Raw genomic sequence first — 26,106 nt, forward strand, 5'->3', positions numbered from 1 at the left:
AAAAGTTTAAATAAAGTTCGTTGTTGTTTATATACATACTATTTAATCTAAAAAAATGTCTTGATTTACAAGCTGTTCACACTCTTTTTTATAGGATAAATACTAACTTCTGGAAGTAAAACTATCTTTTTGTTCTTCTCTTCTTTTTCTTCATGTTAAATTCGAAGATTTGCTCTTCAGGATCTTCCGACAATGTGTCAAGTAATAGCGTATCAAAAAATCCAAATCCTCCCAGTAACTGTCCGGTATCAATCATAAAATCAAAAATGGGATGAATTTCATCTGTAAGTCTGTTGGGCATTGTTTTGATAGAATTCCCAACAGAAATAGGAGTCTTGTTTTCAATGACTTCTTTGAAATCCTGTTTGTTATGAGAGAACCATTCCTGAAAAGTGTTTGCAGAGAATTGCTTTCCGAGCTGGGAACCATTAAACACATTTCTTGTATTATGGTCAATGAAGGTAATACCGTAGATTCTGTCTTGCTCATTTCTTCTTATCACAGAATTAATGCCCTGCTGGATCAAATAGTCTTTAAAGTCCTTTTCGTTGGAATTTAGTTGCATTGCCTGCTGAATAATTTCTGTTATCGGTAATTTAGCTGCTGCACTGGTCGCTTTACTTTTGTCGAAATGCGATTTAAGTTCTTTTAGTCCTGCATGCTTACCAAATAAGGAAGATTTAAATGGATTACTTATTTTCTGTCCATTTTCATCAATCGCAAAATAGACCAAACCTTCTTTAAGTTCTCCTCTATACTCTTTCTTGATATACTCGGAGGTAACATTAAAAAGTGACAACAGTGCGTTATAACTTCCCAAGGTCTGGAATTGATAGTATTGGGGAAGATATCGAACAATAGCAGCAATCTGACTTTTTATATCGCCTTTACTGTGATCTATCGGCAAAAAAGAAAGGTGCTCCTCATTACGAATTTTTTCATTTGCGGGAATTAATCCATATTTTTTTTCAAGTTCCCTGCAAATGTCCATTGATCTTTTCTTTTCAAATGAATCAGATATTTTTATGCCATTTTTATCAACAGAAGTTGATACAATATGAATGTGAGTTCTATCTATATCATTGTGCTTGAAAACGACATATGGCTGCTCGCCATAACCCATTTTTGTCATATATTCATGAGCAATTTTAATAAAGTCTTCATCTGAAACATTGTCATGAGGATCTGGATTAAGTGAAATATGGATTGCGGTTTTTTCTGTTTTCTTGTTAGCTACGAGGTTGGGTAGAAATGAAAATAAGAGTTGTCGGGTTGTGTAATTTCCATCCGGACTTTCCAGCATGTTATTAAGGTGCAAAATTTGACTGGTATTCCGTAGGACTTTTGTATGATTATAGACTAAAGCACCATAAATTTTTGATCCACGTCCGATTTTTGCAATCATATCGTCTCTTTTTTTATCAAATATTCTGTCTCAAATTTTTTGCTGAGAATTAGAATCTCGCGACAGATCTCAGCCAGTTCTATCGTATTTTTTTCAAGTTTTCCAATGTAAAATACTGTTTTTTTATCTCCGAAATTCGTATGCAATATTTTTACGACCTGATTATAGTTTACGCCAATGGCCCTAAACTGCCCAAAAAACTGTGATAACTTTGTACAGTAATCAACAGCTCCCTTGTCAACAACAATTGAATTTATCTTTCTTTCAAATAGTAGAGATACGATAAATTTAGCCCTATTATCGAGTCCGGATTGTTCAAATAATGATAGAAATCTGGCATTTTCTGTGTCTGTAAGACGAAATACATAACGGTGTATAGCCTTATCTATTTTTGGATTTCTTCCTCCTCTACGAATTGCAGTCATAACTTTTTTCAAAATCTAAAATAATTTCGAGAGCAGATGAGTGGATTAGCCATTAAAAACCTGGTTTTTCCTAAAGATTCATATATCATCAATAAAATAGCATAAAGGTAAATCCGACTTCGGAGGATTACCTAGCTCTCCGCAGGAGCAAGTCGTTTTGGGGCACAAAACGAGTTTTGAGGCACTCAAAACACAACTTGCTCTGTTCTTGGGAACAGAATAGTAAGTTCTTTATAAGAAAGAGGAATTCAGAATGAATTCACTAGGATTTTCGGAAACGATAGGAAAAAGAAGGAAAGAATGGAAACGTTCACAAAAAAAGTTTGAAAGGTACTTTCCTTTGTAGGAAGAATGTGGGTAGGAGTTATTGGCTATTTACCCGCTATCAAATCTGGTATTTACAAAAGCATAAAAATTTTAGGTTTTAAAAATGTAAAAGAATAAAACTATAAAAGCATAAAAGCTTAAAAAAGGTAAAGTATATGGGCAAAAATATGAAAAGTTTATTTACCACTGTGTTAAACGGCAGGAAATATTAATGATTTACTAAGAATATGTCAGCCTTGGAGTACTGCTTTTTGCAAACCAGGAAAAGCTGTTAGGCGCACATTTTACAATATGTCTGTGAACTGAGTTAATTGCTCTTACATACATATTCAAAATTCAGAAAGTATAAAATAATATAATATGGAAGAAAAGAACAAAACTTTAAAGGTAAGTATCTATGCACAAAAAGGTGGAGTTGGTAAATCTACAATGACCATTCTTCTTGCCAGCGTATTACACTATCGTCTTGGATATAATGTCCTGGTACTTGACTGTGATTTTCCGCAGCATAGTTTGATCGGTATGCGTGAAAGAGATAAGGGAACCATTATGGAAAGCGATTTTCATAAACGACTGGCCGTTAAACAATTCCATACGATCAATAAGAAAGCTTATCCGATCATAAAGTGTAAGGCGGAGAACGCACTCGAAAAGGCCTTTGACTACTGTGAGAGTAGCTCCGTTGCGCCGGATATTATTTTTTTCGATCTCCCCGGGACCGCCAATACACAGGGAGTAATCGGTGCTTTAAAGGGTATGAACTACATTTTTTCGCCAATCACCGCAGACCGACTGGTTGTTGAGAGTACATTGGCGTTTAGTGAGGTTTTCATGAGACTTCCTGCACAGAACAAAAATGCCATTGAGCAATCTTTATACCTATTCTGGAATCAGGTTGATGGCAGGGAAAAGACAGGTCTTTACGAAGTTTATCAAAGTGTTATAGAGGAGCTGTCACTAAGTATCATGCAGACGCGGATCATGGACAGTAAACGGTTCCGTAAAGAAATTGATGACACAGGAAGCTATGTTTTCAAATCTACGCTGCTGCCTGCCGACTTACAGATTTTAAAAGCTACGCGTGTGGATCAGTTTGTTAAAGAGTTTTTAAAAATAATTCATATCTGAGATGGCAATAAAGAAAGATCGCAAAGAATTTGAGAAACCCATCATAGATGAGGAGTACCTGATGAACATCATGAGCGGCGATGAACCTTTGCCAGCGGCAAATCCAGAGCAAAGCGCCGATAAAGTTATAGATCCCACGGCTAAAGTTGAGAAATCCAGGGCAAGATCCGGTAAAAAAATGGATTACGAAGAGTTGTTTTTAGTAAACCGATTTCCGACGGGGCGGAGTGGAAAGGTTGTATATATAAGGTCTGAATATCACGAACGGCTCCTGCGCATAGTTCAGTTGACACGTGAGGACAAAGTAACACTGTATTCCTATTTAGACAATATACTAGAAAATCATTTCCGTGAATTTGGCGATGAGATTACAGCATATTTTAATAAAAAATTTAAACCCATTTTATAAGATGAAAAAGCAAAAAAATCAAGTTGAAGTTACCGTAAAACTGCATCGGCAGGTAACTTATGGAAATGTGAATTATGAATCGCTGTTCCTGTCAGATACCGTATTGGATAAGCGTGGTGACAAAAGTATCTATGTTAGCAACGAACATCATACTAGATTATCAAGAATTGCAAATGTAGTAGGTGAGGATAGAATACCCCTATACGCATTGCTGGACAATATATTGCGACATCATTTTACACTATTTGAAGAAATGCTGGTGAAAGAGTTCAACGAGAAATCAAGGCCCCTTTTTTAAGATTATGGACGGTTTAATACAGGTTGTAATATTGATCTGCCTCATCGTAGTGATTATACTATTGCTGGTTGATAAAATAAAAATTATAGGAGCTTATCATAAGTTAGAGGAGGTGAAAGAGAAGACTTTGCCCGATGTCATAGGAAAGGTTTCAGTTCCTCAAGAGGAAAATACACCTGTCTGGTTAGCCAACAGAAAAAAGTTTGTAGAACAATTGGTTGCCAATAATGCGGAACGAAAATCTATTGATTATATTGAGAATAATCGGAAGGAAGAATTAGAAGCTGAAGATGCTAGCATGCAACATGATGACAATGTCCCTCCTGATGATAATCGCTTTGGGCAGGCAGTTTCTTTAAATGAGTTGACAAAGGTTGGGAACTTATTGCAACAGGACGTTTTGGATATAGCTCAGGAAAAAGAAACCGCTGACATCATTCAAAAAATTGAAGGAACTGAATTTTTTAGTATGATGCAACAGTCTATCGAAGGGGCCTCACAGAAGATCGCAAGACTTATGGATAAATCATTATTGGAAAAGCATAATATCATTATAAAAGAGGACCAGAATAATGTCTTGGACAATTTCGATATCAGTGATTTTACCTAATTATGAATTTGTTCAATATTATCTTGATGTACTGATTATGGATAATTATTAAAAAAAAACTATGATATCAACGAATGATCCTGATTATATAATAGAAGAGTACAAAGGGCGGATTATAGCCAGTCATATAAATAATGTGACAGAAAAATCAATTGAAAATGTCATCATAGTTTATGATAAGTTGGATTTTCCTGATTATGGATTTTATATTGGACTTGATGATTCAAAAAGTTCAGGCTATAGGAGCATGGAACCTGTCAATATGGAAGATGCGAGAAGCTACATTGATTGGCTTTCGGAAGTAACGAAGGAAAAAAAATTACAGCATGATCATTCAAGTTCTATTCCAGTGACTATAAAAGAAGTGGTAAGAACGATCCTTTCTGCGGTCAAGTCTAAGAGGCTGGAAAATAAGGAGGTACAATTCCCAATAACAGCCAAGAAAAAGAGGAGAGGGATTTGAAAAGATTATAATATTAAAAAAACAGATCATGTAAGGAAAGTTACCTGGAATCAAAATATGTGAAACAGTATTTCAATTTGATATTGATAAATTAGTATTAATCGAAAAAAATGATCCTAATAATCTGCTCTTTTTTAATGATTTTGAAATAATAGTTGACCAGGAAATGCTTCGCCAAGGAATTGTCGGAGAATCCGTAGCATAAAATTGAGCAAAATATTAAGAAAAGGAAAAGACCAGAGATATAACATAATAATTAAGAAAAAAGCCAGACATAGAAAGTCTGGCTTTTTTTTGTGTCTTTTTCCAAACTGCAATTAGGACAATAACGGCAAACTTAGTACCTCTGATACAACACTCCCCAAAATCTATATCTATCTGCAACACCTTTGTTTCCAAGCCCGTAGCTACGGGTATTACGAATTTAAAATGTAATGAAACATGAAAAAATCAAAACAAAAATTTCTGCTAGGGTTGCTGTTGATTTCCTTTATCAGTAATGAGGCATTCGCGCAGGGTAATGGTGCTGCAGGTATTCAGGAAGCTACACAAATGGTCACAAGTTACTTTGATCCAGCAACCAAGCTGATCTATGCGATAGGTGCTGTGGTTGGGCTCATTGGAGGGGTAAAAGTGTACAACAAATTTAGTTCAGGTGATCCCGATACCTCAAAGACAGCCGCGAGCTGGTTTGGCGCTTGTATATTCCTAATCGTCGCTGCGACCATCTTACGATCATTTTTCCTTTAGTCTAATCCTATTAAATCTTTTCAATTATGGCAAAAAGTAAAATGGTTACTCCGCTCACATACAATGGTGGAAACCAACAGCTAGCCAAGATTGGCCTTGCTGTGATGCAGGGAACTCTAAACTTCAAATCCTACTGAAATGAAAACCTGGAACATAAATAAAGGTATCGGTTGTACGGTTGAATTTAAGGGCTTGAAAGCCCAATATCTTTTCGGATTTGCTGGAGGGTTATTAGTGGTGCTTATCCTGGTAATGGTTCTGTACATGGCTGATGTAAATATGTATATCTGCCTTTCGGTAGGCTGCATATCGGCATCTCTGATCGTATGGAAAACTTTCAGCCTGAACAACAAATACGGTGAACATGGCCTAATGAAATTAGGTGCAAAAAGAAAGCATCCGCGGTACATCATCACCCGTAAACCTGTCCAATCTTATCTTAATTATTCATCAGTGAGAGGCGGGAAAAGCCAAAATTTTAACTCCAAATCTTAGACGCTATTATGAGAAATATCTCTAAAACTACAACCTTAGAAAGCCGCTTTCCACTTCTTGCTATCGAGAACGATTGCATCATATCGAAAGAAGGGGACCTTACGGTGTGTTTTCGTGTGATGCTACCGGAAATTTTTACGGTAGGCACGGATGTGTACGAATCTATTCATTCTTCATGGTGTAAAGCGATCAAGACTTTACCCGATTATAGCATCGTGCATAAGCAGGACTGGTATTTAAAGGAGCAATACCAGCCGGATCTTGAAAGAAGTGAACATAGCTTCTTATCACGTTCTTTCCAGCTTCACTTTAATGAGCGACCGTTTTTGAACCACTACTGTTATGTTTTCCTGACGAAAACGACAAAGGCACGGATGCAGTCCCAAAGTAATTTTAGCAGCTTATGCAAGGGTAATCTTGTTCCCAAAGAAATAAAGGACAAGGAAGGAATGCGACGTTTTCTGGAATCGGTCAGCCAGTTCCAGCGGATCATCAACGACAGTGGTCATATAACTATGAATCAGCTTGACGAATCCGAAATATTGGGAAGCGAAAAGAATACCGGAATCCTTGAACAATATTTTACACTGTCCCGTGAGACCAATCCCGTTCTGCAGGATATGTCTCTGGGCGCAGAGGAACTTAGGATCGGGAGCAAAAGGATGGTACTTCATACCTTATCCAGTACAGATGATCTACCCGGGACTGTTTCTGACTGTGATCGCTACGACAGGCTTTCAACAGATCGCAGTGACTGCATGCTATCTTTTGCCAGTCCTGTGGGACTGATGCTCAGCTGTGACCATATTTATAACCAGTATCTGTTCATTGATAATAGTTCTGAAAACCTCAAAAAGTTTGAGAAGTCGGCCAGAAATATGCATTCGCTGGCACGTTATAGCCGGGCAAACCAGATCAATAAGGAATGGATCGAGCGTTATCTGAATGAAGCACACTCGCACGGTTCATCATCTATCAGGGCGCATTATAATGTCTTCGCATGGAGTGAAGACCGCCAGGAGCTACGCAACCTGAAAAATGATGTCGGAAGTGCGCTTGCCCTGATGGAATGTAAACCCCGTCATAATACAGTGGACGCCGCTACTTTATACTGGGCAGGAATTCCAGGCAATGCCGGAGATTTTCCTGCCGAAGAATCCTTTTACACTTTTATAGAACCGGCACTGTGTTTTTTTACACAGGAAACCAACTATCAGGATTCACTATCTCCGTTTGGGATCAAACTAGCCGATAGATTGACTGGGAAGCCTATACACTTAGATATTAGTGATCTTCCGATGAAAAAAGGGATCATAAGCAACAGAAACCGTTTCATATTAGGTCCTTCTGGGGGTTGGCGGGCTATTCTTAACTGAATGGCCCGCCAACCCACCCAAAATCAAAGGAAGTGGAAAATCATTTTTTACGAACCATATGGTCCGGCAATATTACGAGCAGGGTACCCATGTACTTCTGGTCGATACAGGTAACTCTTATCAGGGATTATGTGAACTGATAAAAGGAAAGACAAAAGGAAAAGATGGGGTTTATTTCACCTATACCGAGGAGAACCCGATATCATTTAATCCTTTCTACACTGACGATGGTGTCTTTGATATAGAGAAAAGGGAAAGCATTAAGACATTGATTCTCACTTTATGGAAGCGCGATGACGAAGCTCCAAAACGAAGTGAGGAAGTTGCATTGTCTAATGCGGTCGCCGGATACATCGAAAGGATTAAAAACAGTAATGAAACACCTTCCTTTAATGGATTTTATGAGTATGTCAAAGGAGATTATAAAAAGGTGCTACAGGATAAGGAAGTACGCGAAAAGGATTTTGATCTTGCCAATTTCTTAAATGTTCTGGAACCATATTATAAGGGTGGTGAATATGATTACCTATTGAACTCAGAGAAAGAGCTCGATTTGCTTAATAAGAGATTTATTGTTTTTGAAATTGATGCAATAAAGGATCACAAAATTCTTTTTCCTGTGGTTACAATCATCATCATGGAGGTCTTTATCAATAAGATGCGGCGGTTGAAAGGTATCCGTAAGATGATCCTCATAGAGGAGGCTTGGAAGGCCATTGCCAAGGAAGGAATGGCCGAATACATACGCTATTTATTTAAAACCGTCAGAAAATTCTTTGGCGAAGCAATTGTGGTAACGCAGGAAGTGGATGATATAATACAATCTCCCATAGTTAAAGAAACTATCATCAATAACAGTGACTGCAAGATCCTGCTGGACCAAAGAAAATATGCCAACAAATTTGACGATATCCAAAATATGTTGGGACTTACAGAGCGGGAGAAATCACAGATCCTTTCTATCAATCAGGACAATGATTCAAACCGTAGATATAAGGAGGTATGGATCGGTTTGGGAGGAACGCATTCAGCTGTTTACGCTACAGAAGTTAGTGAACAGGAGTATTTAGCCTACACCACTGAGGAATCCGAGAAAATGGAGGTGATGGAACTAGCTCGGGAGATGGGAGGAGATGTGGAAGGCGCCATCCGGAAAATATCACTAAAAAAGATTAAAGGGTTACCAGCCGGAGACCATTAAAATATTTAGACAATCTTAAAAATTTTGAAAAATGAAAAATCTATTAATGACTGTGTTCATGGTATTGTCGATTGCCATATCACAAAAAGCAAATGCGCAATGGGTAGTAACAGATCCTACCAACCTGGCTTCAGGGATTCTGAACTCTGCAAATGAGATTGTGCAGACTTCTTCAACCGTCAGCAATGTTGTGAAGAACTTTAACGAAGTTAAAAAAGTGTACGAGCAAGGAAAGGAGTATTACGATAAGTTGAAGGCCATTAATAATCTGGTCAAAGATGCAAGAAAGGTGCAGCAGACCGTATTGTTAGTCGGTGATGTAAGCAACCTGTATGTGAATAATTTCGGTAGGATGCTTAATGACAAGAATTTTTCTGCCGCAGAGCTTGTTGCCATTGGAAATGGTTACGCGGCACTTCTGAATGAGAGCACGGAACTCCTAAAGGAATTAAAGCAGATCGTTACATCTACCAGCTTGTCACTTAACGATAAAGAGCGAATGGAGATCATTGATCGAGTCTATAAAGAGGTGAAAGAATACCACAGTCTTGTACGGTATTATACCAATAAAAATATTTCGGTCAGTATCCTCCGTGCTAAAAAGCAGAATGACACCAAGCGTGTCATGGACCTTTATGGTTCAGCAAATCAAAAATATTGGTAACCAATTATCAAAGTTATGGAATTCAATAATTTACATGAGATCTTACGGGGTCTCTACGATGAAATGATGCCTTTGTCGGAAACAATGGCGGTGGTAGCCAAAGGAGTTGCGGGATTGGGAGCATTATTTTATGTCGCTTTAAAAGTTTGGCAAGCCTTAAGCCGTGCGGAGCCTATTGACGTTTTTCCTTTGCTACGTCCTTTTGCCATAGGCATGTGTATCATGTTCTTCCCGACCATTGTATTGGGGACGATCAATGGGGTATTGAGCCCAATCGTTAAAGGAACCCATTCGATGTTGGAAGGTCAGGTCTTGGATCTGAATACATTGCAGCAGCAAAAAGATGTTCTGGAAAAAGAGGCAATGCTGAGAAATCCCGCCACTGCCTATCTGGTATCAGACGACGAATTTGACAAAAAGCTCGATGATCTCGGCTGGTCATTTGAAGATATTGCCACAATGGTCAGTATGTACCGTGATCAGGCCGTTTACAATATCAAACAGGAAATAAAAAAAGAACTAAGGGAAATATTGGAACTTCTTTTTCAGGCTGCGGCGCTGGTCGTGGATACCATTCGGACATTCTTTTTGATTGTACTTTCCATATTGGGGCCTATTGCATTTGCGATATCCGTATGGGATGGGTTCCAGAGTACGCTCACCCAGTGGCTCAGCAGGTATATCAGTGTTTATCTGTGGCTTCCGGTGGCTGATCTGTTTAGCGCAATGCTTGCTAAAATCAATGCCATGAGTGTTCAGCGGGATATTGAACTTTTAAGTGATCCCTCATTTGTTCCTGATCCGGAAAACAGCGTTTATCTGATTTTTATGATTATTGGAATCGTGGGCTATTTTACGATTCCAACCGTAACAAGTTGGATTATTCAGGCCGGTGGAGCTGGAAACTTTACACGTAATGTGAGCCAGGCTGCGATGCGAACAGGAAATGTTGGCGCTGCTGCTGCTGGCGCGGCAGTGGGCAATATCGGTGGTGAACTTTTGGACAATAAAAGCGGTGGACAAAAAAGCAATTGATTATGGAATTCAAAACGTTAAGAAACATTGAAAATAGCTTCAAGCAGATCAGGCTATATGCAATTGTCTTTGCAATACTGTGTTTTGGGGTGGTGGCTTTTGCGGTGTGGAAATCCTATTCCTTTGCCACTCTACAACGGGAGAAGATCTATGTGTTGGATAACGGGAAATCACTTATGTTAGCTTTATCTCAAGATGCGCAAATTAATCGTCCTGTCGAAGCACGGGAGCATGTCAGGAGATTTCATGAGCTTTTTTTTACGCTTGCCCCCGATAAATCTGCCATCGAAAGCAATATGAAACGTGCATTTGACCTAGCTGACAAAAGTGCATTTGATTACTATCGGGATCTGTCGGAAAAAGGATATTACAATCGGATTATATCAGGAAATGTGCAACAGCGTGTTGAGGTTGACAGCGTTATCTGTGATTTTAATTCGTATCCATATTCTGTAACGACGTACGCTAAACAATTTATCATCAGATCGAGCAACCTTACCCGAAGAAGTCTTGTCACCTCGTGCAATCTACTTAACAGCGTGCGATCAGACACTAATCCACAGGGTTTTCAGATTTTGAAGTTCTCAGTTCTGTCCAATAAAGATGAGGAAATCGTTGAACGTTAAAATTATATAAAATGAAAGAAAGTTATGAGGTCGAAACCTTCAAAAATATTTTGATTGGTAAGTGATATGTGTGTGGATTATAACAATGGAAAATTTGATGTTCATCGCATAATTATTTATGAGGAGGGACGAAATAAGTCACTAAAACCAATTGTGATGGATGTTTCAATGGATACTCTTCCTACGGCAATGGAAGCTATAGCTATGGTGACCAATCCTGAATTAAAAGACATCCACATAAAGAAAGGAATTCGCTTTAAATAGGAAATATTATGAAAAATATTAGAACAAAAATTGATAAAGAGCTTGAGAAGCTCGATCTGCGCTGGCGGAATTTACCTGTTAGGACACAGATCACATACGTACTTTACCTCTTTGCGTTTTATCTGCTGATGGGTGTAGGAGTACTTGTGAAAGTCTTTTATGACCTGGGTAGAGGAGACAAGATGACCATAAGCCACATCGAGGTTCCTGCAGCTATACATAATGGGGTGTCAGTACAAGATTCTGTTACAAATCCTAAACATATCGAAAATGGAAGAGAAAGAGAATAAACGGATCAGCCTTATTGTGGATGATGACTCTGTAGAAAATACGGATAGTAGTTCCTTAAAAAAGGACAGGTTTAAGAAACCGGTTATTTTAAGCCTTATGGCAATAGTTTTTATCGCCTGTCTATATTTAATATTTAAACCTAAAAGTGGTGGCGAAGAAGATAAAGATAAGGGTTTGAAAAATGCCGTTCCCGAAGCAACGGATAAGGGATTGCAGGCGGACAAACAAAAAGCGTATGAGAAGGAAATGGTGGATGAAAAGGAGGCTGCTAATCAGAATTCGCTCATGTCACTGGCTGATTATTGGAGTAATAATGATACCTCGGTAAATGCTGAGCTTTCACCAAAAAAAGTTATAGTGCCTAGTTCCGGGGGTCTCCAAATGAACGGACAACAGAATAGTTCTTTGAGCAGTTATCAGAATGCGCAGCAAACTCTGGGTTCTTTTTATCGGGACGATGACCGGGAAAAACTGGCACTTCGTAAACAGGTTGACGAACTTAAAGATCGGCTTTCGGAAAAGGACGTGCCGCAGACACCATCAATTAATGACCAATTGGCACTAATGGAAAAATCCTATGAAATGGCTTCCAGATATCTGCCATCAGGAAATGCAGTACGGGAAGTAACACCTCTGAATGTTGGTCAGCCTAAGGATTCAACCGATGCAAAAGCAGCAGCTTCGCCAGGTAAGAACGCGAAAACTGAAAGTTTGAAAGGTGTCAAAAAGAGTATTGTATCAGCCTTGTACCGAGAAGAGGATGCCTCGGAGATTTTAAATGGGATCGGAGAGCGTAACATGGGCTTTATCACGTCCGGAGAAGTTGCCCAAGGCGATATTGTCAGGAACAGTATCCGTGCAATGGTGATGGAAACAAAAACATTATCCGGCGACGGGTCACTGAAGCTGAGGTTATCAGAAAATGCGACCATTGGCGGTTATCATGTTTCCAAAGGAACGGAACTGGTTGCCGATACCAAATTTCAGGGGAACAGGTTGCAACTAAAGATCAGCGCAGTTGAAGTATCAGGAAATATAGTTCCAGTTGAAATTCTAGTTTATGGCACGGACGGTCAGCTTGGGTTATTTGTCCCGCGTTCAGACGAGATCAATGCCGCAGGAGAAATAGCCGCTAACATGAGCCAAAGTTCAGGAATGAATATTTCGATGTCACGTTCTGCAGGACAACAGGTGGCAAGTGACCTGAGTAGGGGTTTGATACAGGGAGTTTCTGGCTTTTTTTCAAAGAAGTTGAGAGCCGTTAAGGTGACAGTGAGATCAGGGCATCCGGTACTGCTGCTGACAAAAAAATAAAATAATAACAATAATATCATGCTATGATTTCGATTAAAAATATACTTATGATCCTGCTTTTTGTGGGACTGTTTATCAAGACCTTTGGACAGCAGTCTCTTGAAGCTGGAAGGGTCGAACCATATAGGCTGGACGTTACCTATAATAAAACCTGCCACCTAATATTTCCGGTCGCTATCAGGTACACAGATCTGGGATCGAATTACCTGATTGCGGAGAAAGCTGAGGATGCACAAAACGTGCTGCGTATAAAAGCCGCTGTCAAGGATTTTACCGAGGAAACCAACTTTAGCGTAATTACAGAGGATGGGCAATTTTATAGCTTTAATGTTATTTATAATGCTGATCCATTTACCTTAAGCTACGATCTAAAGAAAATGAAAAATGATGTTGAGCGCGGGGATGGAAGAAACGTTCAGTTTGAAGAGCTTGGTTTTAATCCACCCTCTTTAACAGAAGTTGTTCTGAAAACCATCTATCAGCGGAATAAAAGATATGTGAGGCACATCGCTGCCAGATCTTATGGGATTCAGTCAATTCTAAAAGGAATTTATGTCCACAATGGAAAGTTTTATTTTCACTTTGAAGCAAAGAACAGATCGAATGTGCCATTTGTCGTTGACTTTTGTACATACAAAATCGTTGATAAGCAGATTGCGAAAAGAACGGCTTCTCAGGAAAAGCAATTGGTTCCGATAAGACAGTATCCCGGCCTTGAAGTAATCTCGGATAATTCAATGGCCGGCAACGTCATACTTCTGGATCAATTCACAATCACCGATGAACAGGTGCTCAGAATTGAAATTTTTGAAAGAAATGGAGCAAGAAACCAGGTTATGGAAATTGAAAATTCGGATCTGGTTGCCGCAAAGCCTGTATCTGAAATGAAGATTAAGGTTAATCAATAAAGCAGCGAATTATGAAAAAATATATCATCTTTTTGGTACTGGCCATTATGAGCCTCAAATTGCATGCTCAGAGAATGGTGTATAAACAGAAATCTTTGGAAATTAATACGGGATTTCTAAATACAGATAGGGTAGGCAAAAATTTCTATGTAAATCTATCACTGAACAGTTTTGCAAAACATGGCAACTACTGGATCTGGGGACTGGAATATCAGAGAAAGACCGTAGACTATAAAAATTGGGAAATCCCTTTAGAAGATTTCATCGGAGAGGTTGGTTATAGTGTTAAGCTTCTCTCTGATTCAAGGAAATTTATTACGCTGAACGGAGGTGTAACTGGAGTTGTGGGCTATGAATCTGTCAATAGGGGAGACAGCCTCCTTTTGGATGGGGGGCTACTAAAAAGCAATAATGGATTTGTTTTCGGGACTGGAGGCCGATTGTCGGTAGAAACATATCTTACAGACCGGATTGTTTTTATGCTGCAAGGTCGAATCAGGATGTTATGGGGAACCGACCTTGAGCGGTTTAGACCATCAACGGGCATAGGCTTGCGTTTTAACTTTTGAAAATCAGAAACTAATATGAAAAATACATTTAATAAATGGAAAATGTCGATAGGATCGATTTTTCTGGGCTTTTTTGCCATCCTGGGAATTATATTACTTTCCGGCTGTGATAAAGAGGTCCTGGATGTGCAGGAGATTTTTCCTTTTGAAGTTAAGGTGATGCCGGTACCGAAGGAAATTGGAATAGGTGAAACGGTTGAGATGCGATTTTCAATAATTTCAAAAGGTAATTATTCCGGTAATACTTATTCCATCCGTTACTTTCAAAATGATGGTCAGGGTAGCCTAAATTATTATGGCAATAAACCTTATTTACCGAATGACCTATATACCTTACCAGATAAAGAATTTCGTCTGTACTATACGTTGGAATCTTTAGTTTCACAACAATTTGATGTGTGGATCGTTGACAGTTTTGGTAATGAAAAGCAAATTGCCTTCCAGTTCAATAACAAAAAGAAAGTCCCCATTATTATCGGTCCGGTTAGATAATCTTTAGACTGAGATAGTTTTGTAGATTTATTGTATGACCTATCCTACACTACCAGAAAAGGCGTAAGGCCATTGAACAGCCGATTGGCTGTTCTTTTTTGTTACAATTAAAAGTTAGAAGCAATGTAATGAAGGTATTTAATGTAATTTATTGATTATTATTTCTTTATTAGGGTAAAAATGTTAGTTTTATATAAGCTATAGACCGAAAATTACACTATACAGAAACTATATTTTTTGCCACCCCTCAGATCGGTCTCATTTTGATAATTAATATTTGGATAGAAATGAACTTTTACATTGTTTCATTATTAGATGCTATGGCTGAGCAAAATATCGCTGTTTTTTGCAATTTGAACTTTGTAAAGTCAGCCGTTTTCTTTTCTGATTTTCAGGAGCTTTCAACCCGTTTAAAGAGAGTGACTGATTTTTATTACGGATTTTTAAATAAACTTGACTTTCTCCCTTATGGTTCCGTTAAGTATGACTACTATGATCATTATGATTTTATTGACTTATCTGGCAGTGAAAATGCTGTGAATAGGGCTTTAAACCAAATTAATGAGAAGAGGGTTTCTTACAATGAGATGATACCCGTTCATCTGCGCTACACCGATCCAAAGTATATGCATCTCGTAGTTGGCATAGCACGTGCCCAAGACAAGAGAAACGCGTATTTGCACGTGGTTGATTTATGTTTACCAAAGAACTTAATAAGGAATGTTCCTTCAAATGTAATGTATGTAAAAGATATATTGGATGCTTATCCATATGGAGGAAAACAAACGGTTAAAGAGTTCGTTGAAAGCCACGGATATAATTACAGTCATTTCCAGCGAGACTGCAAAATATGCTTTGGTGATGCATTCTATCGCTTTAGATTAAAAAAGAATATGATAAATGCCATTGGGGATATAATTTTTACTAATCTAAGTCTTAAGGAAGTAGCATTTAAGAATAATTTTCTTGACTATGCGAATATGTATAAAGCTTTTGTAAGGCACAAGTTAAGCCTTACGAATATTCCCCGTCTAGCTATTTATTAGAATTATTTGTAATATTTGGTATACCATTATTAATTATTGGTATACATTGGTTGAATATTGGAATATAATTGATGATATTGTCAATACTTTAATTTCCAGCAATTGCGAAATTTGTTATAATCAATGCCAGTGATTATGATAGGTTTTGTAAAAAAATACTTTGTAAAGACAGTCAGTATACTTCTTGCGTTGCTATTTATTTATGCGGCTGCCAGTAAGTTACTTGACTTTGAAGCATTCCAGGTTCAATTGGCGCAATCTCCATTACTGAGTGCTTATGCAGGTATTATTTCTTATTCAATTTTGATCATCGAGTTTGCTGTGGCTATATTGTTACTAATCCCCAACACAAATAAGTTAGGTCTGCATGCTTCCATTGGTCTTATGGCATCATTCACACTCTACATATATCTTATACTGAACTACAGTGATTTCGTCCCTTGCTCATGTGGAGGTATCCTGGAAAAACTAGGATGGGCAGAACATTTAATTTTTAATATTTTCTTCTTAGTGTTATCACTTATTGCGCTGTTTGTTTTGGTGAAAAAAAGGGGAAGGTCTGGACTTAAAGAACTTGGAGTTGGAGCACTAATTATTTTTATCAGCGGTCTTGTGGTCGTTGCACTTTTCCGAAGTTCAGAACATATCATTAAAAATGAAAATAACTTTACCAGGAGGTTCTTGCCGCATCCGTTACTTATTGAGAAAACCAAAGACTTAAAAGTGAACTCTTTCTATCTGGCAGGAATCGAAGAGGGGCTGATCTATCTTGGAAATATCAGTGCACCATTAATTGTTACGACAATTGACACATCATTCAATGTGTTTATGCAAAATCGTACAATAATCGATAGGAAGGATTTTAATTTTCGGAATGTCAAGCTTCAAATCCGAAAACCTTACTTCTATCTGTATGACGGAACAGTTCCTATAATTTACAGAGGGTCTCTTGGGGACTCAGTAGCACGGACATTAAGTTATAATGATGCTTTTTTTAATCAGATGGTTATTCTTGATTCCATGAGGTTTGCCATTAGAACTCAGCGCGGATCAGACCGTCGTTATTCTTTAGCGTTGTTAGATCTTAATCAAAGTCCGAAAGTAAAGCTAAAATCGGATGTACTTCAAGGGCAGATTGATGGAGTATTTGATGTCGATGGGTCACTAATTTCCAATGATGGTGCGACAAAGTTGGTGTACACCTACGTCTATCGAAATCAGTTTATTGTGATGGATAGTACAATGAAAATTGAGAACCGTTTTCAGACAATAGATACAACCACACATGCCAAAATAATAATTACAAAATTATCGGACGGGAGCAAAAAAATGGGGGCACCTCCATTTACTGTAAATAAAAGATCTGTTATTGCTGGTAAATTCTTGTTTAATGAGTCTAATTTGAAGGGGCAATATGAGACCTCCGAGTCTTGGCGAACTTCGTCTATTATTGACGTCTATAATATCGAGCGACAGCAATATATAGGTAGTTTTTATATTAACCATAAAAAAGATGAAGCGCTATCTTCCTGGTTAGTCAGTGGAAATTATCTGTATGCAATTGTTGGGAACGAGTTGCGCAGCTATAAAATTCGGAAAGACGCTTTTAAGTAGAATTATTTGAGAAATCGACAGTTCTGGGAACCATCGGTGGATAGGGATATATAGGGAATTAGCCGAAAACCCTGTAACAGAGTAGGCAATAACCAATTAAATTATGATAGCATGAAAAAATTACTTATTCCTGTTCTTACTGTAGCAGTAGGTATAGGGGCGGCTTTTGCGGGCAATCAGGTAAGCAAATCATCTAAAATTAATCCTACTTTCCGTATTGATGGAAATCAATGCGTAAAGGTAGAGCAAGACTGTGATAATGCAGGTACTTTTCTCTGTACTTTAGATGGATCAAGCTCGGTGCAGTTGTATCAATTCAAATTGAACGAAACCACCTGTTCTACTGAAATGCACAGAAGCCAGCAATAAAAAAATGAAAGGATGCCTAATCGGCATCCTTTTTCAATTTATTGATCCATTCTATATTTTTTTCATTTTTCAAATAATAATCCCACCATTGGATTATTCTTGTACTAAGATCCTGTTCAGCTGCTGTACCGTTGAAGAAAGCATGGCTCTGATTTGGATAAAATAAAGCGATGACATCTTTTTTATAGCGTTTTAAACCGATAAAAAATTCCATTACCTGATCCCATTGAATATTTTCATCTTTTTTGCCTGCCCACAAGAGTATTGGGGCATTCACTTTTTCTACATTTAAAATCGGACTGTTTTTCAGATATAAGGACTTGTCTTCTGCAACGGACTTACCTAATTCATATTGTTCATTCTCAAACTGCCAGTAAAAGGGACTGATAAAGTTGTAATTATAGGAATAGTAAGATCGAATAATATCACTGTTACCGGCTCCGGAAACATAGGTGGCGAATCGTTTTGAATGCGTGGCGATAAAATTTGTCTCATATCCACCGTGGGAATGGCCCCCGAGCCCAATTTTTGCCGCGTTAATATTGGGGTTTTGCAGCACGCGGTCTAAACCTCGCTCTACACATTCTAAAGCTGATAACCCGGTACCTGAATCATCGTACAAAATATCTGGCAAGAAGACAAAGTAACCTCTTTCAATTAATGTTCTTATCTGGAATCCAACTGGAAACTCATTATTGGGTGAAAGATATTCATTTGACTCCTGTCGTTGCCTTTGGTAGATATGAACAACCATTGGATATATCCGTGTGGGGTTAAAATTAGTCGGATAGTATAAAATGCCAGTTAGTTTTTGTCCGACGGCATCAAAAGAGATGATTTCCTGTTTGATCTTTTTAGCATTTTTATCACCTCCATCGCATTCCATGATTATTTTTGCTGTCTTTCCTTTCCCATAATGCCGTAAAAATGGTGGTTTATTGAAATTTTCCTCTATGGTATAGAAGTCCCTAAACTTTTGATCAAATACGATGTGGTTGATCCGGTTATCAGTGGAAGGAATAACTGTATTTGATTTTCCATTTTCGATAACGAAGTAGGAGGTCGTATTGTTCTGCAAACTGTAACCTTCTACCAATAGTGGTTCTTGGACTGATAGAGTGGGAGCACGGTTATCATTTTTATAGATGTTGTTTTTTATCCTAGTTATTTGACCATGTGCAATATTCATTGGGCTAAGCTGTTCTTTCTTGAGGTTATAAATCCAGAGGTCATCCGAACTTTCAAAAAAGATTGTTTCACCTTTTTCCGAAAAAACAGGAAGCTCTAATCCTTCCTTGTCTATTTCACTTTTTACTTTTCCTGAAACACTAAATAAAGTCCATTTAATTCCGTCAATGCTCGCAAGAAACTTGGTGCCATCAGGCGAAGATATAATTTGCTCGAAAATTGTTTTATGTACTTTTCTGCGGTTTAACCTTCTCACGGCCTTAAAACTGCCTATAGGGATGAAGGTATCTGAAAAACTATCATAAATCTGCGCATCATTGAGATCCTCTGGACTGAGGTTAGATGTCAGGTAATTGAAGTCTTTACGGGGAATATAGGTTAAGAAAAATCTTTCATTATTTAGCGCTTTAACTTCGAGTCCTTTGGGCAATGCTAGCTCTTTAACAATGGATTTAACCGGATTATAAAACCAGAATTTTTGTGATTTGGCTTTAAAATATTTCTTATCCTGTCCTAAATATGTATCATTAGCGTACCACATTTCTACATCTTTCTCTTGATTCTCGTCCAATTTAACCCTTGCCGCCAGTAGGAACGCCTTACCCTTCTGAATTTCTGTAAAATTTATTTCAGCCATTTTGGGAATTGGGATTTTAATATTAGTTCCAGTTGTTCCAACAATTACAAGCTGGTCATCTGGATCACCTTTAATCGCTTCGGTTATGAACAGTTTCTCTCCAGAAATACTAATATCAGTTTTCCTTATTTCATGAGGTGTACTATAGACGCAACGGATATGTTTTGTGGAAAGATCCCAGATTTCATGGCTGTTCTCAACTTGGCGTACTACATACAATCTATTTTGTTTATTGATTCCAAATCCCTCAATATTGTTTAATTGTTCCTGTTTGCCGGTCGTATCATATATTTCGATCGTCTTTGCCTTTGTCAGAAGAGCGTAGCGGTTTACAGCAGTTAAGACATAAACATTGCTGATATTTTCGTGTGAGGATCTATTTGCATTTTGAAGGTTGATAACTTCAACCCTATCCCTATTTTTTCCTATGACGATCTGGTCATTTAAAAAGGTGGCACTGCCCACTAGTTTGTAGATATTTTTTCCAGACCGGCTTTCAGTAATATAAGTAGTGTCTGTAGCATTCCTGGAAAATTTATTGATAGATATCCATTTACCTGCGGGAGAAAGTTTTGGTGCTCCTCCGAATTTGGTGAACTTCGTTTTCCAGGCCGTTATTGTGTCTGGGTAGCTTTGTCCTGAAACACAAATGCTGCCTACAAACAGCAGTATTATTTTTATTATAGTTAACATTAATATCCGGGGTTTTGAGGTTTTAGATTAGCATTTAAAAGAATTTCTTTTTGAGGTATGGGCCATAATTGATGGAAATCTTTCCAGTTTTGTTTTGTCGCTTGCAGTGTATTCAATTTTCCTGTTCTTTTTAAATCCAAAAATCGATGTCCCATTTCGACAAAAAATTCTCTCTTGTCTTCCAATAGGATCTCCTGCAGAAGTAGTTCCTTAGAGATTGGCATTGTAAGAGGAGCAAGTTGCGCGCGCAGTTTTATTGCATTGACGTAGGGCAGTGCCTCATCAACCTTATTCTCCTGAGCAAGTGTTTCTGCCAGTAGGAGATAGGCTTCTTCAAGTCTGAATACAATCGAATATTCGTTGGTATTGGTGTTATTACGGTTTTTATATTTTTCCACTCGATAGTAGGAAACACCACCAAAATCAACACGTCCTATCCAGTTCTGTTTACGGAGATCGTTATCCTGAAATGTGTTGATCAATGATTCCGAAATTGTGTAAATATTTGGTAATGAATTCGTGAAATAAAATAAGGTGGCCTGTTGTAAAGAAGCATTGTTGTTAGGTTTTAGTTGCCATAATACTTCTCTTCCAGATTTTGTGAAAACCTTTGTAATGTCAGGTTCGATCTGGTACATGGGGCTCTGTATAATTTCTTTTAATAAAATTTCAGCTTTACTCCAGTTCTGCCCAACGATGTATACTTTGGCCAGTAGCAGTTTGGCTACAAATCTGTTCGGGTATATCCTTTCGGGATCTTTATATTCATTTTGAAGAAGCGAAGACACTTCCAGAAGATCACGTTCCAAATTTGTCAGCACGGTGATTGATTTTGTTTTTTCAATGACATTATTGATTTTATAATCTGTGGATTGTGGATACGGAATATCTCCATAAAGCTGGTTTAAATAGAAGAACATAATACTTCTGGTCAAAAGTGCTTGCCCCCGGAACCAATTTTTATCAGTGGCTGAAATTCCATGTGAACCTGAAATTCCCTCTATAATAGCATTTGCAGTATAGATATGCTTGTATGCGGTTGCCCATGTGTTCAACATGATACTGTTTGTTTCTGTGTGCAGGTTTAAAAATAGATCTCTGCTATCAGAGGCAGTTGTCGTATAATTACGGAGTTCATCTGTATATGAGCTTAAATAAGTCTCAAGATCGCCACCAGCAATTGGGGAACTCTTCAGCAGGTCCGCATAGTGTGCAGCAAGCGCGGCATTTGCTGTCTGAGTATCCTCAAAAACTTTACTCTGATCGATCTGGTTGTCTGGGGTATTTACATCAAGTAATCTATTGCATGATGTAATTGTTAAAATGAATATCAACAGTATGATAAAATTTATCTTTTTCATTTTCTTTGTTTTAAAGGTTAAATTGAATGCCGAATGAGTAGGTTCGCAGTGGTGGTAAATAGCCCGGCGTTAGTGCTTCTGGATCGATACCAAAATATTTTGTCCAAGTCAAAAGGTTCTGGCCCTGAAAATAAATTTTTACATCTTTAAAAATCCCCTCGGTCAAACGTAGGGTATAACCGACTTGAATATTTTTTAAACGAATGAAGGAGGCATCTGAAACGGCGGCAGTGCTTGTACGGAACAGGGTATGGGTATTGGTATTTAAGGTGCTATAGGGCATATAGTAGCCGGCAGGGTTTTCTGGTGACCAAACATCAAGTACCTGTGTTGGTTGATTGCTCATTAAGCCCGGAAGAGACATGATGGAGTTATAATTCCATCCTTTCTTTTTAACAAATTGAATGAGAATGGATAGATCCCAATTCTTGTAACGGAAACTATTGCTCCAACCTCCAAAGAACTTAATGCCAACATTTTCTACAACCTGTCGGTCTTCGGGACTGGAAATCTTACCGTCGCCATTAAAGTCTTGGAATTTATATTGGCCGGTTGATGGGTCGATTCCCTCGAACTGATATAATTTTACAATATTTGTGGGCTGGCCAATAAGATATTGATTTGCATAGGATGAGCCTGCCAGTCCGGGAAATGACAGCAGCTCGTTACTGGGGAAACTTATGTTAAAACTTGACTCCCATTGCAGGTCTTTCTTTGCTAGGGGGCGACCAGTAATTTCTATTTCTAGTCCCTTATTTTCGATAGTTGCGTTCAGATTTGCCATAACACTTGAAAAACCTGTTACAGCGGAAAGCTGATATCCTACTAACTGGCTTGAAGATCGGTTTCGATACAAGGCTGTACTAAGATTTAATCTATTTTTAAAGAAGCCTAATTCAAGGGCGGCTTCCATTTTTCTTGTGATTTCCCAGCTGTAATCAGGATTGTAAAGACGGGAAGGAGATAGGCCAGTAATATTGTTGTAGATTAATGATGATGAAACAATGTAATTGTTCAGATATTGAAAATCACCAATATTATCACTTCCGGCAGATCCGTAACTAGTACGCAGCTTACCTGAACTTAGCCAGCTCAGATTTTTTAAAAGGTTTTCTTTCGAAAAAATCCAGGCTGCCCCTATAGCACCAAAATTTGCAAATCTATTATTGGGGCCGAAGCGACTGCTGCCATCGCGTCTGCCTGTTAAATTCAGAATGTATTTATTTTTAAATTGATAATTAAGCCTACCATAGATTGCAGCGTATTTATATGCAATGTTGGAGTTTTCCAGCTTCATTATAGTTTTTGCAGCTGCTATATTACTGATGAACTGATTGCTCTCGAAACCAAAACCCAGCTCTTCTTCGGTATCTCTGACCATACTCTGAAAAGTTCCTCCAAAAAGAATCTGTAGATTATGTTTGCCCCAGCTTCTTGCCCAGTTCACCTGTGGTTCTATAATAAAGGAGAAAATGTCCTGTTTCTTCTGCCGCGCCTGTGAATTGGCGCTCGAAAGGCCACTTCCAATGTTTGGATTATAGATAGTATTTGGCTGTAGGGCCAACTCATCGATTGTCGTATAATTTAGTCCGGCGTTAACTTTAAATGTAAAGTCTTTAAAAAGCTTATATTCCGAGTTTAAATTTGTTTGGAATAGTTTCGTATCATTGTTATAGGATGCATTATAAGCCGCCAGGGGATTTGTAAACGTATTGTTGGCCCAGTTCAAACTACCATCAGCGTTGTAAAGCTGAGGGGATATAGGAGGTAGTGTAAATGCTCTTGTCGTCAGATCACTATAAACAACATTGTTTTTTTGTTGTGTGAACAAGTTTGAAACAGTGATCTGAAATCGGTTATCTTCTGAGCGATGTGACAGATTTGAGCTAAAATTATTAGAAGTATATTTAAAATCCTGTCCATATACCGTTGTCTGTTCGTTATGCCCTATACTCACCAAAAAGCTTGTGGTTTTGCTTCCTCCATTTGCCGATAGCTGGGTATTGCTAGTTGTAGCTTTTTTACCTATCAAAATTTTTTGCCAATCAATTCCGTTCTGCTGATCCCAAGCTCCATTTACATCATAGGCATTTGATGGGTAAGTGCCAATGCCATCATTTTTATAGGCGGTACGGCGCATGTTTAGATATTCATCTTTATTGAGTAGGGTAAGATTGGAGATAGCTTCGCTTATTCCATAATTGGTCGAGAAATTCAGGTTTACTTTGCCGGATTTCCCTTTTTTTGTGGTGATCAGTATGACACCATTTGCCCCTCTTGAACCATAGATTGCAGTGGCATCAGCATCTTTCAGTACTTCGATGCTTTCAATATCATTTGGATTGATTGTACTTAACGGGTTGATATTTCCTCCAGGTATGATTGTCGATGAAATCTGAGATTTTTGAGGACTTATTTCACTGAAGGGAACGCCATCTACCACATATAGGGGGACGTTACCGTTTTGTTCAGTAAAAGATCCTGTTCTTAAACTGTTTTGTCCTCTGATCTGAATTTCAAATCCTGCACCGGGCACACCGCTGTTCTGAATAATGTTGACCCCTGTCATGCGTCCCTGTATCGCGGAAAGAACATTTGTCACGGGCTGATTTTGTATGTCTTTCGCTAAGACACTTGAGATACTGCCAGTTCGCTCCTTTTGTTTTACATTGTAATAGCCCGCATTAACAATAATTTCGTCAATTTTGTTCACATTGGTTGAAGACACTGTATCCGTTTTTGTGAGGGGAAAACTCAATGTTTCTTGTTCGGAAAATGATATCCTATTCTTGATTTGCCGAATAACGACAGCATCTTCATGGAGAAGAACTTCTACAGGAACGTCTTTGAGGACTTTCTTTAGACAGTCCAACACAAGTTCATTTTTGCATTTCACTGGCTGAACCGTATAATTTTTTAGGTCGTCACTGGAATAAGCGTATTCTTTAACATTTTCGTCAATGAATTTCTTTACTGCTGCAAGAGCGGAAGTCTTGCCTATTTCAAAATTAACTCTTTTAGCTGCGAGTTTTTGAGCAGCGACAGTTTGCCAGCCGATAAATAGAAATACGGCTGCGGTGCATAAAATTTTCATATTTTTGCATTGTATTTAAAATTAGTAACTCTTCTGATTTTGTTATTAGTTGAATACATGGCCGACGGGTGCCACCGTCGGCCATGTATTCAACTGTGAAGGTTATGTGTCAGGGATCATGGCAGGAGTAAGTAGGCACCATAGCTTATTTCTCCAATTCAAATGTTTTCGCATTAACTTTATTAGTATTTAGGTTTAATTGTATTGCAATAAACTCCAGCAAGTTCTCTGGAGTTGGATTTTTCTTAGTGACCGAAATGGTCGTACTGGCTTGCTCTGCGGGGTAGTTGATCTTTACACTGTACATCTTTTCAATGATTTGAACGGCGTTTGACAATGGAAGATCAGTAAACACCAGGTTAGAATTTGGTTCGTTTGTATCCGGTTTGTCTTTTTTAGTAGGTAAAACAGTTGCAACTTTTAATGAACCCATGTTAGAAAATGTTTCTAGCGGATGGAGTAAAAAGACCTCCTTTGGTTTTTCACTTTTTGCAACCTCAACTTTCCCCTCGTATAGATCAACATTAAAGCTAGAATTATGCTGTGAGATTTTAAAAATTGTTCCCAAAACTTTAGTTTGGTAAGGTCCAGCATGTACAATAAAAGGATGATTTTTTGATTTGGTCACATTAAAAATCGCATCGCCTTCCAGAAAAACATCCCTCGTTGCGGCTGGAAATGATTTTTCAACAGTCAATTTAGCACCTTTGGACAAAATTGCTTTTGAACCATCTTTTAAAAGGATTGTCAAGCCATATTGATCTGCCTGATACACATCTGGTAGATAAAGAGATCTGTATGCAACTATACTACCGATTAGAAGCAATGTAGCAGCAACCATAAGAGAAGAGTATCGTAGAATTTTTCTTGTCCTTTTTTTTGCTTCGTAAGCTTCTATTCTGGCGTATAGTTCTTGTCGGAATTCTTTTTTTTCCTGTTCAGTCGGTGGTGTAACCTCATCATCTCCGCCATTGGAAAGGCTATCCCATAACTCTTTTGCTTCATCACATGGAAGTGTTTCGGGTTGGTTTCTCTTTTCCATAATAAAGGGGCT

24 protein-coding genes and 1 pseudogene are annotated in these 26,106 nt (G+C 38.2%); 19 read left to right on the plus strand and 6 right to left on the minus strand.

What is annotated here, in order from left to right:
* Positions 1-121 precede the first annotated feature (121 nt).
* Positions 122-1,405: a conjugal transfer protein MobB gene (mobB, locus tag AC07UV_RS20625; RefSeq protein WP_495185109.1), complete on the minus strand. Its 1,284-nt coding sequence runs from the start codon at positions 1,403-1,405 to the stop codon at positions 122-124.
* Positions 1,402-1,842 (minus strand): conjugal transfer protein MobA, encoded by a 441-nt coding sequence (gene mobA / locus AC07UV_RS20630; RefSeq protein WP_495185110.1) that lies wholly within the window; start codon positions 1,840-1,842, stop codon positions 1,402-1,404. Before mobA ends, mobB begins: the two co-directional genes overlap by 4 nt.
* Before the next feature lie 675 nt (positions 1,843-2,517).
* Here mobA and AC07UV_RS20635 point away from each other — a divergent pair.
* The 19 genes and pseudogenes from AC07UV_RS20635 (at position 2,518) to AC07UV_RS20725 (ending at position 18,079) form a co-directional block, all read left to right on the plus strand.
* The gene (locus tag AC07UV_RS20635; protein ID WP_495185111.1) at positions 2,518-3,285 is read left to right on the plus strand and encodes a ParA family protein; all 768 of its coding nucleotides are present in this window, start codon (positions 2,518-2,520) and stop codon (positions 3,283-3,285) included.
* A gap of 1 nt (position 3,286) precedes the next feature.
* Entirely contained in the window at positions 3,287-3,694 is a 408-nt protein-coding gene (locus AC07UV_RS20640) for a DUF3408 domain-containing protein (protein WP_495185112.1), read from the plus strand.
* 1 nt (position 3,695) lies between these two features.
* Positions 3,696-3,992 carry a DUF3408 domain-containing protein gene (locus AC07UV_RS20645; protein ID WP_495185113.1) on the plus strand — a complete coding sequence of 99 codons (297 nt, stop codon included), beginning with the start codon at positions 3,696-3,698 and terminating at the stop codon, positions 3,990-3,992.
* Positions 3,993-3,996: 4 nt separating this feature from the next.
* Entirely contained in the window at positions 3,997-4,602 is a 606-nt protein-coding gene (locus AC07UV_RS20650; RefSeq protein WP_495185114.1) for a hypothetical protein, read from the plus strand.
* Between the two features lie 61 nt (positions 4,603-4,663).
* Positions 4,664-5,065, plus strand: coding sequence for a hypothetical protein (locus tag AC07UV_RS20655; protein WP_495185115.1), 402 nt, complete (start codon positions 4,664-4,666; stop codon positions 5,063-5,065).
* A gap of 441 nt (positions 5,066-5,506) precedes the next feature.
* Positions 5,507-5,815, plus strand: coding sequence for a DUF4134 domain-containing protein (locus AC07UV_RS20660; RefSeq protein WP_495185116.1), 309 nt, complete (start codon positions 5,507-5,509; stop codon positions 5,813-5,815).
* 138 nt (positions 5,816-5,953) lie between these two features.
* Complete coding sequence (locus AC07UV_RS20665) at positions 5,954-6,310, plus strand: DUF4133 domain-containing protein (protein ID WP_495185117.1); 357 nt, start codon at positions 5,954-5,956, stop codon at positions 6,308-6,310.
* An 8-nt stretch (positions 6,311-6,318) separates the two neighbouring features.
* A pseudogene (locus AC07UV_RS20670) lies at positions 6,319-8,887 on the plus strand (TraG family conjugative transposon ATPase).
* Positions 8,888-8,918: 31 nt separating this feature from the next.
* A complete protein-coding gene (locus AC07UV_RS20675; RefSeq protein WP_495185118.1) occupies positions 8,919-9,551 on the plus strand; it encodes a DUF4141 domain-containing protein in 633 nt (210 codons plus the stop codon).
* 15 nt (positions 9,552-9,566) lie between these two features.
* Positions 9,567-10,586 (plus strand): conjugative transposon protein TraJ, encoded by a 1,020-nt coding sequence (traJ, locus tag AC07UV_RS20680; protein WP_495185119.1) that lies wholly within the window; start codon positions 9,567-9,569, stop codon positions 10,584-10,586.
* A 2-nt stretch (positions 10,587-10,588) separates the two neighbouring features.
* Positions 10,589-11,212: a conjugative transposon protein TraK gene (gene traK / locus AC07UV_RS20685; protein WP_495185120.1), complete on the plus strand. Its 624-nt coding sequence runs from the start codon at positions 10,589-10,591 to the stop codon at positions 11,210-11,212.
* Positions 11,213-11,484: 272 nt separating this feature from the next.
* Positions 11,485-11,766: a nitrogen regulatory IIA protein gene (locus tag AC07UV_RS20690; protein WP_495185121.1), complete on the plus strand. Its 282-nt coding sequence runs from the start codon at positions 11,485-11,487 to the stop codon at positions 11,764-11,766.
* The gene (gene traM / locus AC07UV_RS20695) at positions 11,747-13,081 is read left to right on the plus strand and encodes a conjugative transposon protein TraM (protein ID WP_495185122.1); all 1,335 of its coding nucleotides are present in this window, start codon (positions 11,747-11,749) and stop codon (positions 13,079-13,081) included. Before AC07UV_RS20690 ends, traM begins: the two co-directional genes overlap by 20 nt.
* Positions 13,082-13,128: 47 nt before the next feature.
* The gene (gene traN / locus AC07UV_RS20700) at positions 13,129-13,989 is read left to right on the plus strand and encodes a conjugative transposon protein TraN (RefSeq protein WP_495185123.1); all 861 of its coding nucleotides are present in this window, start codon (positions 13,129-13,131) and stop codon (positions 13,987-13,989) included.
* A gap of 11 nt (positions 13,990-14,000) precedes the next feature.
* Positions 14,001-14,558: a conjugal transfer protein TraO gene (locus tag AC07UV_RS20705; RefSeq protein WP_495185124.1), complete on the plus strand. Its 558-nt coding sequence runs from the start codon at positions 14,001-14,003 to the stop codon at positions 14,556-14,558.
* A gap of 15 nt (positions 14,559-14,573) precedes the next feature.
* Complete coding sequence (locus AC07UV_RS20710; RefSeq protein ID WP_495185125.1) at positions 14,574-15,050, plus strand: DUF3872 domain-containing protein; 477 nt, start codon at positions 14,574-14,576, stop codon at positions 15,048-15,050.
* Positions 15,051-15,337: 287 nt separating this feature from the next.
* A complete protein-coding gene (locus tag AC07UV_RS20715) occupies positions 15,338-16,096 on the plus strand; it encodes a helix-turn-helix domain-containing protein (RefSeq protein ID WP_495185126.1) in 759 nt (252 codons plus the stop codon).
* Positions 16,097-16,231: 135 nt separating this feature from the next.
* On the plus strand, positions 16,232-17,710 hold the full coding sequence (locus tag AC07UV_RS20720; RefSeq protein ID WP_495185127.1) for a DoxX family protein: 1,479 nt from the start codon (positions 16,232-16,234) through the stop codon (positions 17,708-17,710).
* Positions 17,711-17,821: 111 nt separating this feature from the next.
* Positions 17,822-18,079 carry a DUF6520 family protein gene (locus AC07UV_RS20725; RefSeq protein ID WP_495185128.1) on the plus strand — a complete coding sequence of 86 codons (258 nt, stop codon included), beginning with the start codon at positions 17,822-17,824 and terminating at the stop codon, positions 18,077-18,079.
* A gap of 16 nt (positions 18,080-18,095) precedes the next feature.
* Here AC07UV_RS20725 and AC07UV_RS20730 read toward each other — a convergent pair whose 3' ends face one another.
* From AC07UV_RS20730 to AC07UV_RS20745, 4 genes are all read right to left on the minus strand, one after another.
* Positions 18,096-20,597, minus strand: a complete 2,502-nt coding sequence (locus AC07UV_RS20730) for an alpha/beta hydrolase family protein (RefSeq protein WP_495185129.1) — start codon at positions 20,595-20,597, stop codon at positions 18,096-18,098.
* Positions 20,597-21,958, minus strand: coding sequence for a RagB/SusD family nutrient uptake outer membrane protein (locus tag AC07UV_RS20735; RefSeq protein WP_495185130.1), 1,362 nt, complete (start codon positions 21,956-21,958; stop codon positions 20,597-20,599). The genes AC07UV_RS20730 and AC07UV_RS20735 overlap by 1 nt, the downstream gene beginning before the upstream one ends.
* Before the next feature lie 10 nt (positions 21,959-21,968).
* Positions 21,969-25,052: a SusC/RagA family TonB-linked outer membrane protein gene (locus tag AC07UV_RS20740; protein ID WP_495185131.1), complete on the minus strand. Its 3,084-nt coding sequence runs from the start codon at positions 25,050-25,052 to the stop codon at positions 21,969-21,971.
* Positions 25,053-25,197: 145 nt separating this feature from the next.
* Positions 25,198-26,094: a FecR family protein gene (locus AC07UV_RS20745; RefSeq protein WP_495185132.1), complete on the minus strand. Its 897-nt coding sequence runs from the start codon at positions 26,092-26,094 to the stop codon at positions 25,198-25,200.
* Positions 26,095-26,106: the final 12 nt, after the last annotated feature.

Source organism: Sphingobacterium sp. GW821-FHT03E03, assembly GCF_059420745.1.

Excerpts from the sequence above, each read along its gene's own strand:
- traM (WP_495185122.1), top strand. The coding sequence starts at position 11,747 with ATGGAAGAGAAAGAGAATAAACGGATCAGCCTTATTGTGGATGATGAC.
- traJ (WP_495185119.1), top strand. The coding sequence starts at position 9,567 with ATGGAATTCAATAATTTACATGAGATCTTACGGGGTCTCTACGATGAA.
- AC07UV_RS20705 (WP_495185124.1), top strand. The coding sequence starts at position 14,001 with ATGAAAAAATATATCATCTTTTTGGTACTGGCCATTATGAGCCTCAAA.
- AC07UV_RS20740 (WP_495185131.1), bottom strand. The coding sequence starts at position 25,052 with ATGAAAATTTTATGCACCGCAGCCGTATTTCTATTTATCGGCTGGCAA.
- AC07UV_RS20690 (WP_495185121.1), top strand. The coding sequence starts at position 11,485 with ATGAAAAATATTAGAACAAAAATTGATAAAGAGCTTGAGAAGCTCGAT.
- AC07UV_RS20645 (WP_495185113.1), top strand. The coding sequence starts at position 3,696 with ATGAAAAAGCAAAAAAATCAAGTTGAAGTTACCGTAAAACTGCATCGG.
- AC07UV_RS20720 (WP_495185127.1), top strand. The coding sequence starts at position 16,232 with ATGATAGGTTTTGTAAAAAAATACTTTGTAAAGACAGTCAGTATACTT.
- traK (WP_495185120.1), top strand. The coding sequence starts at position 10,589 with ATGGAATTCAAAACGTTAAGAAACATTGAAAATAGCTTCAAGCAGATC.
- AC07UV_RS20730 (WP_495185129.1), bottom strand. The coding sequence starts at position 20,597 with ATGTTAACTATAATAAAAATAATACTGCTGTTTGTAGGCAGCATTTGT.
- AC07UV_RS20735 (WP_495185130.1), bottom strand. The coding sequence starts at position 21,958 with ATGAAAAAGATAAATTTTATCATACTGTTGATATTCATTTTAACAATT.
- AC07UV_RS20665 (WP_495185117.1), top strand. The coding sequence starts at position 5,954 with ATGAAAACCTGGAACATAAATAAAGGTATCGGTTGTACGGTTGAATTT.
- traN (WP_495185123.1), top strand. The coding sequence starts at position 13,129 with ATGATCCTGCTTTTTGTGGGACTGTTTATCAAGACCTTTGGACAGCAG.
- AC07UV_RS20725 (WP_495185128.1), top strand. The coding sequence starts at position 17,822 with ATGAAAAAATTACTTATTCCTGTTCTTACTGTAGCAGTAGGTATAGGG.
- AC07UV_RS20635 (WP_495185111.1), top strand. The coding sequence starts at position 2,518 with ATGGAAGAAAAGAACAAAACTTTAAAGGTAAGTATCTATGCACAAAAA.
- mobB (WP_495185109.1), bottom strand. The coding sequence starts at position 1,405 with ATGATTGCAAAAATCGGACGTGGATCAAAAATTTATGGTGCTTTAGTC.
- AC07UV_RS20660 (WP_495185116.1), top strand. The coding sequence starts at position 5,507 with ATGAAAAAATCAAAACAAAAATTTCTGCTAGGGTTGCTGTTGATTTCC.
- AC07UV_RS20650 (WP_495185114.1), top strand. The coding sequence starts at position 3,997 with ATGGACGGTTTAATACAGGTTGTAATATTGATCTGCCTCATCGTAGTG.
- AC07UV_RS20655 (WP_495185115.1), top strand. The coding sequence starts at position 4,664 with ATGATATCAACGAATGATCCTGATTATATAATAGAAGAGTACAAAGGG.
- AC07UV_RS20745 (WP_495185132.1), bottom strand. The coding sequence starts at position 26,094 with ATGGAAAAGAGAAACCAACCCGAAACACTTCCATGTGATGAAGCAAAA.
- AC07UV_RS20715 (WP_495185126.1), top strand. The coding sequence starts at position 15,338 with ATGAACTTTTACATTGTTTCATTATTAGATGCTATGGCTGAGCAAAAT.
- AC07UV_RS20675 (WP_495185118.1), top strand. The coding sequence starts at position 8,919 with ATGAAAAATCTATTAATGACTGTGTTCATGGTATTGTCGATTGCCATA.
- AC07UV_RS20640 (WP_495185112.1), top strand. The coding sequence starts at position 3,287 with ATGGCAATAAAGAAAGATCGCAAAGAATTTGAGAAACCCATCATAGAT.
- AC07UV_RS20710 (WP_495185125.1), top strand. The coding sequence starts at position 14,574 with ATGAAAAATACATTTAATAAATGGAAAATGTCGATAGGATCGATTTTT.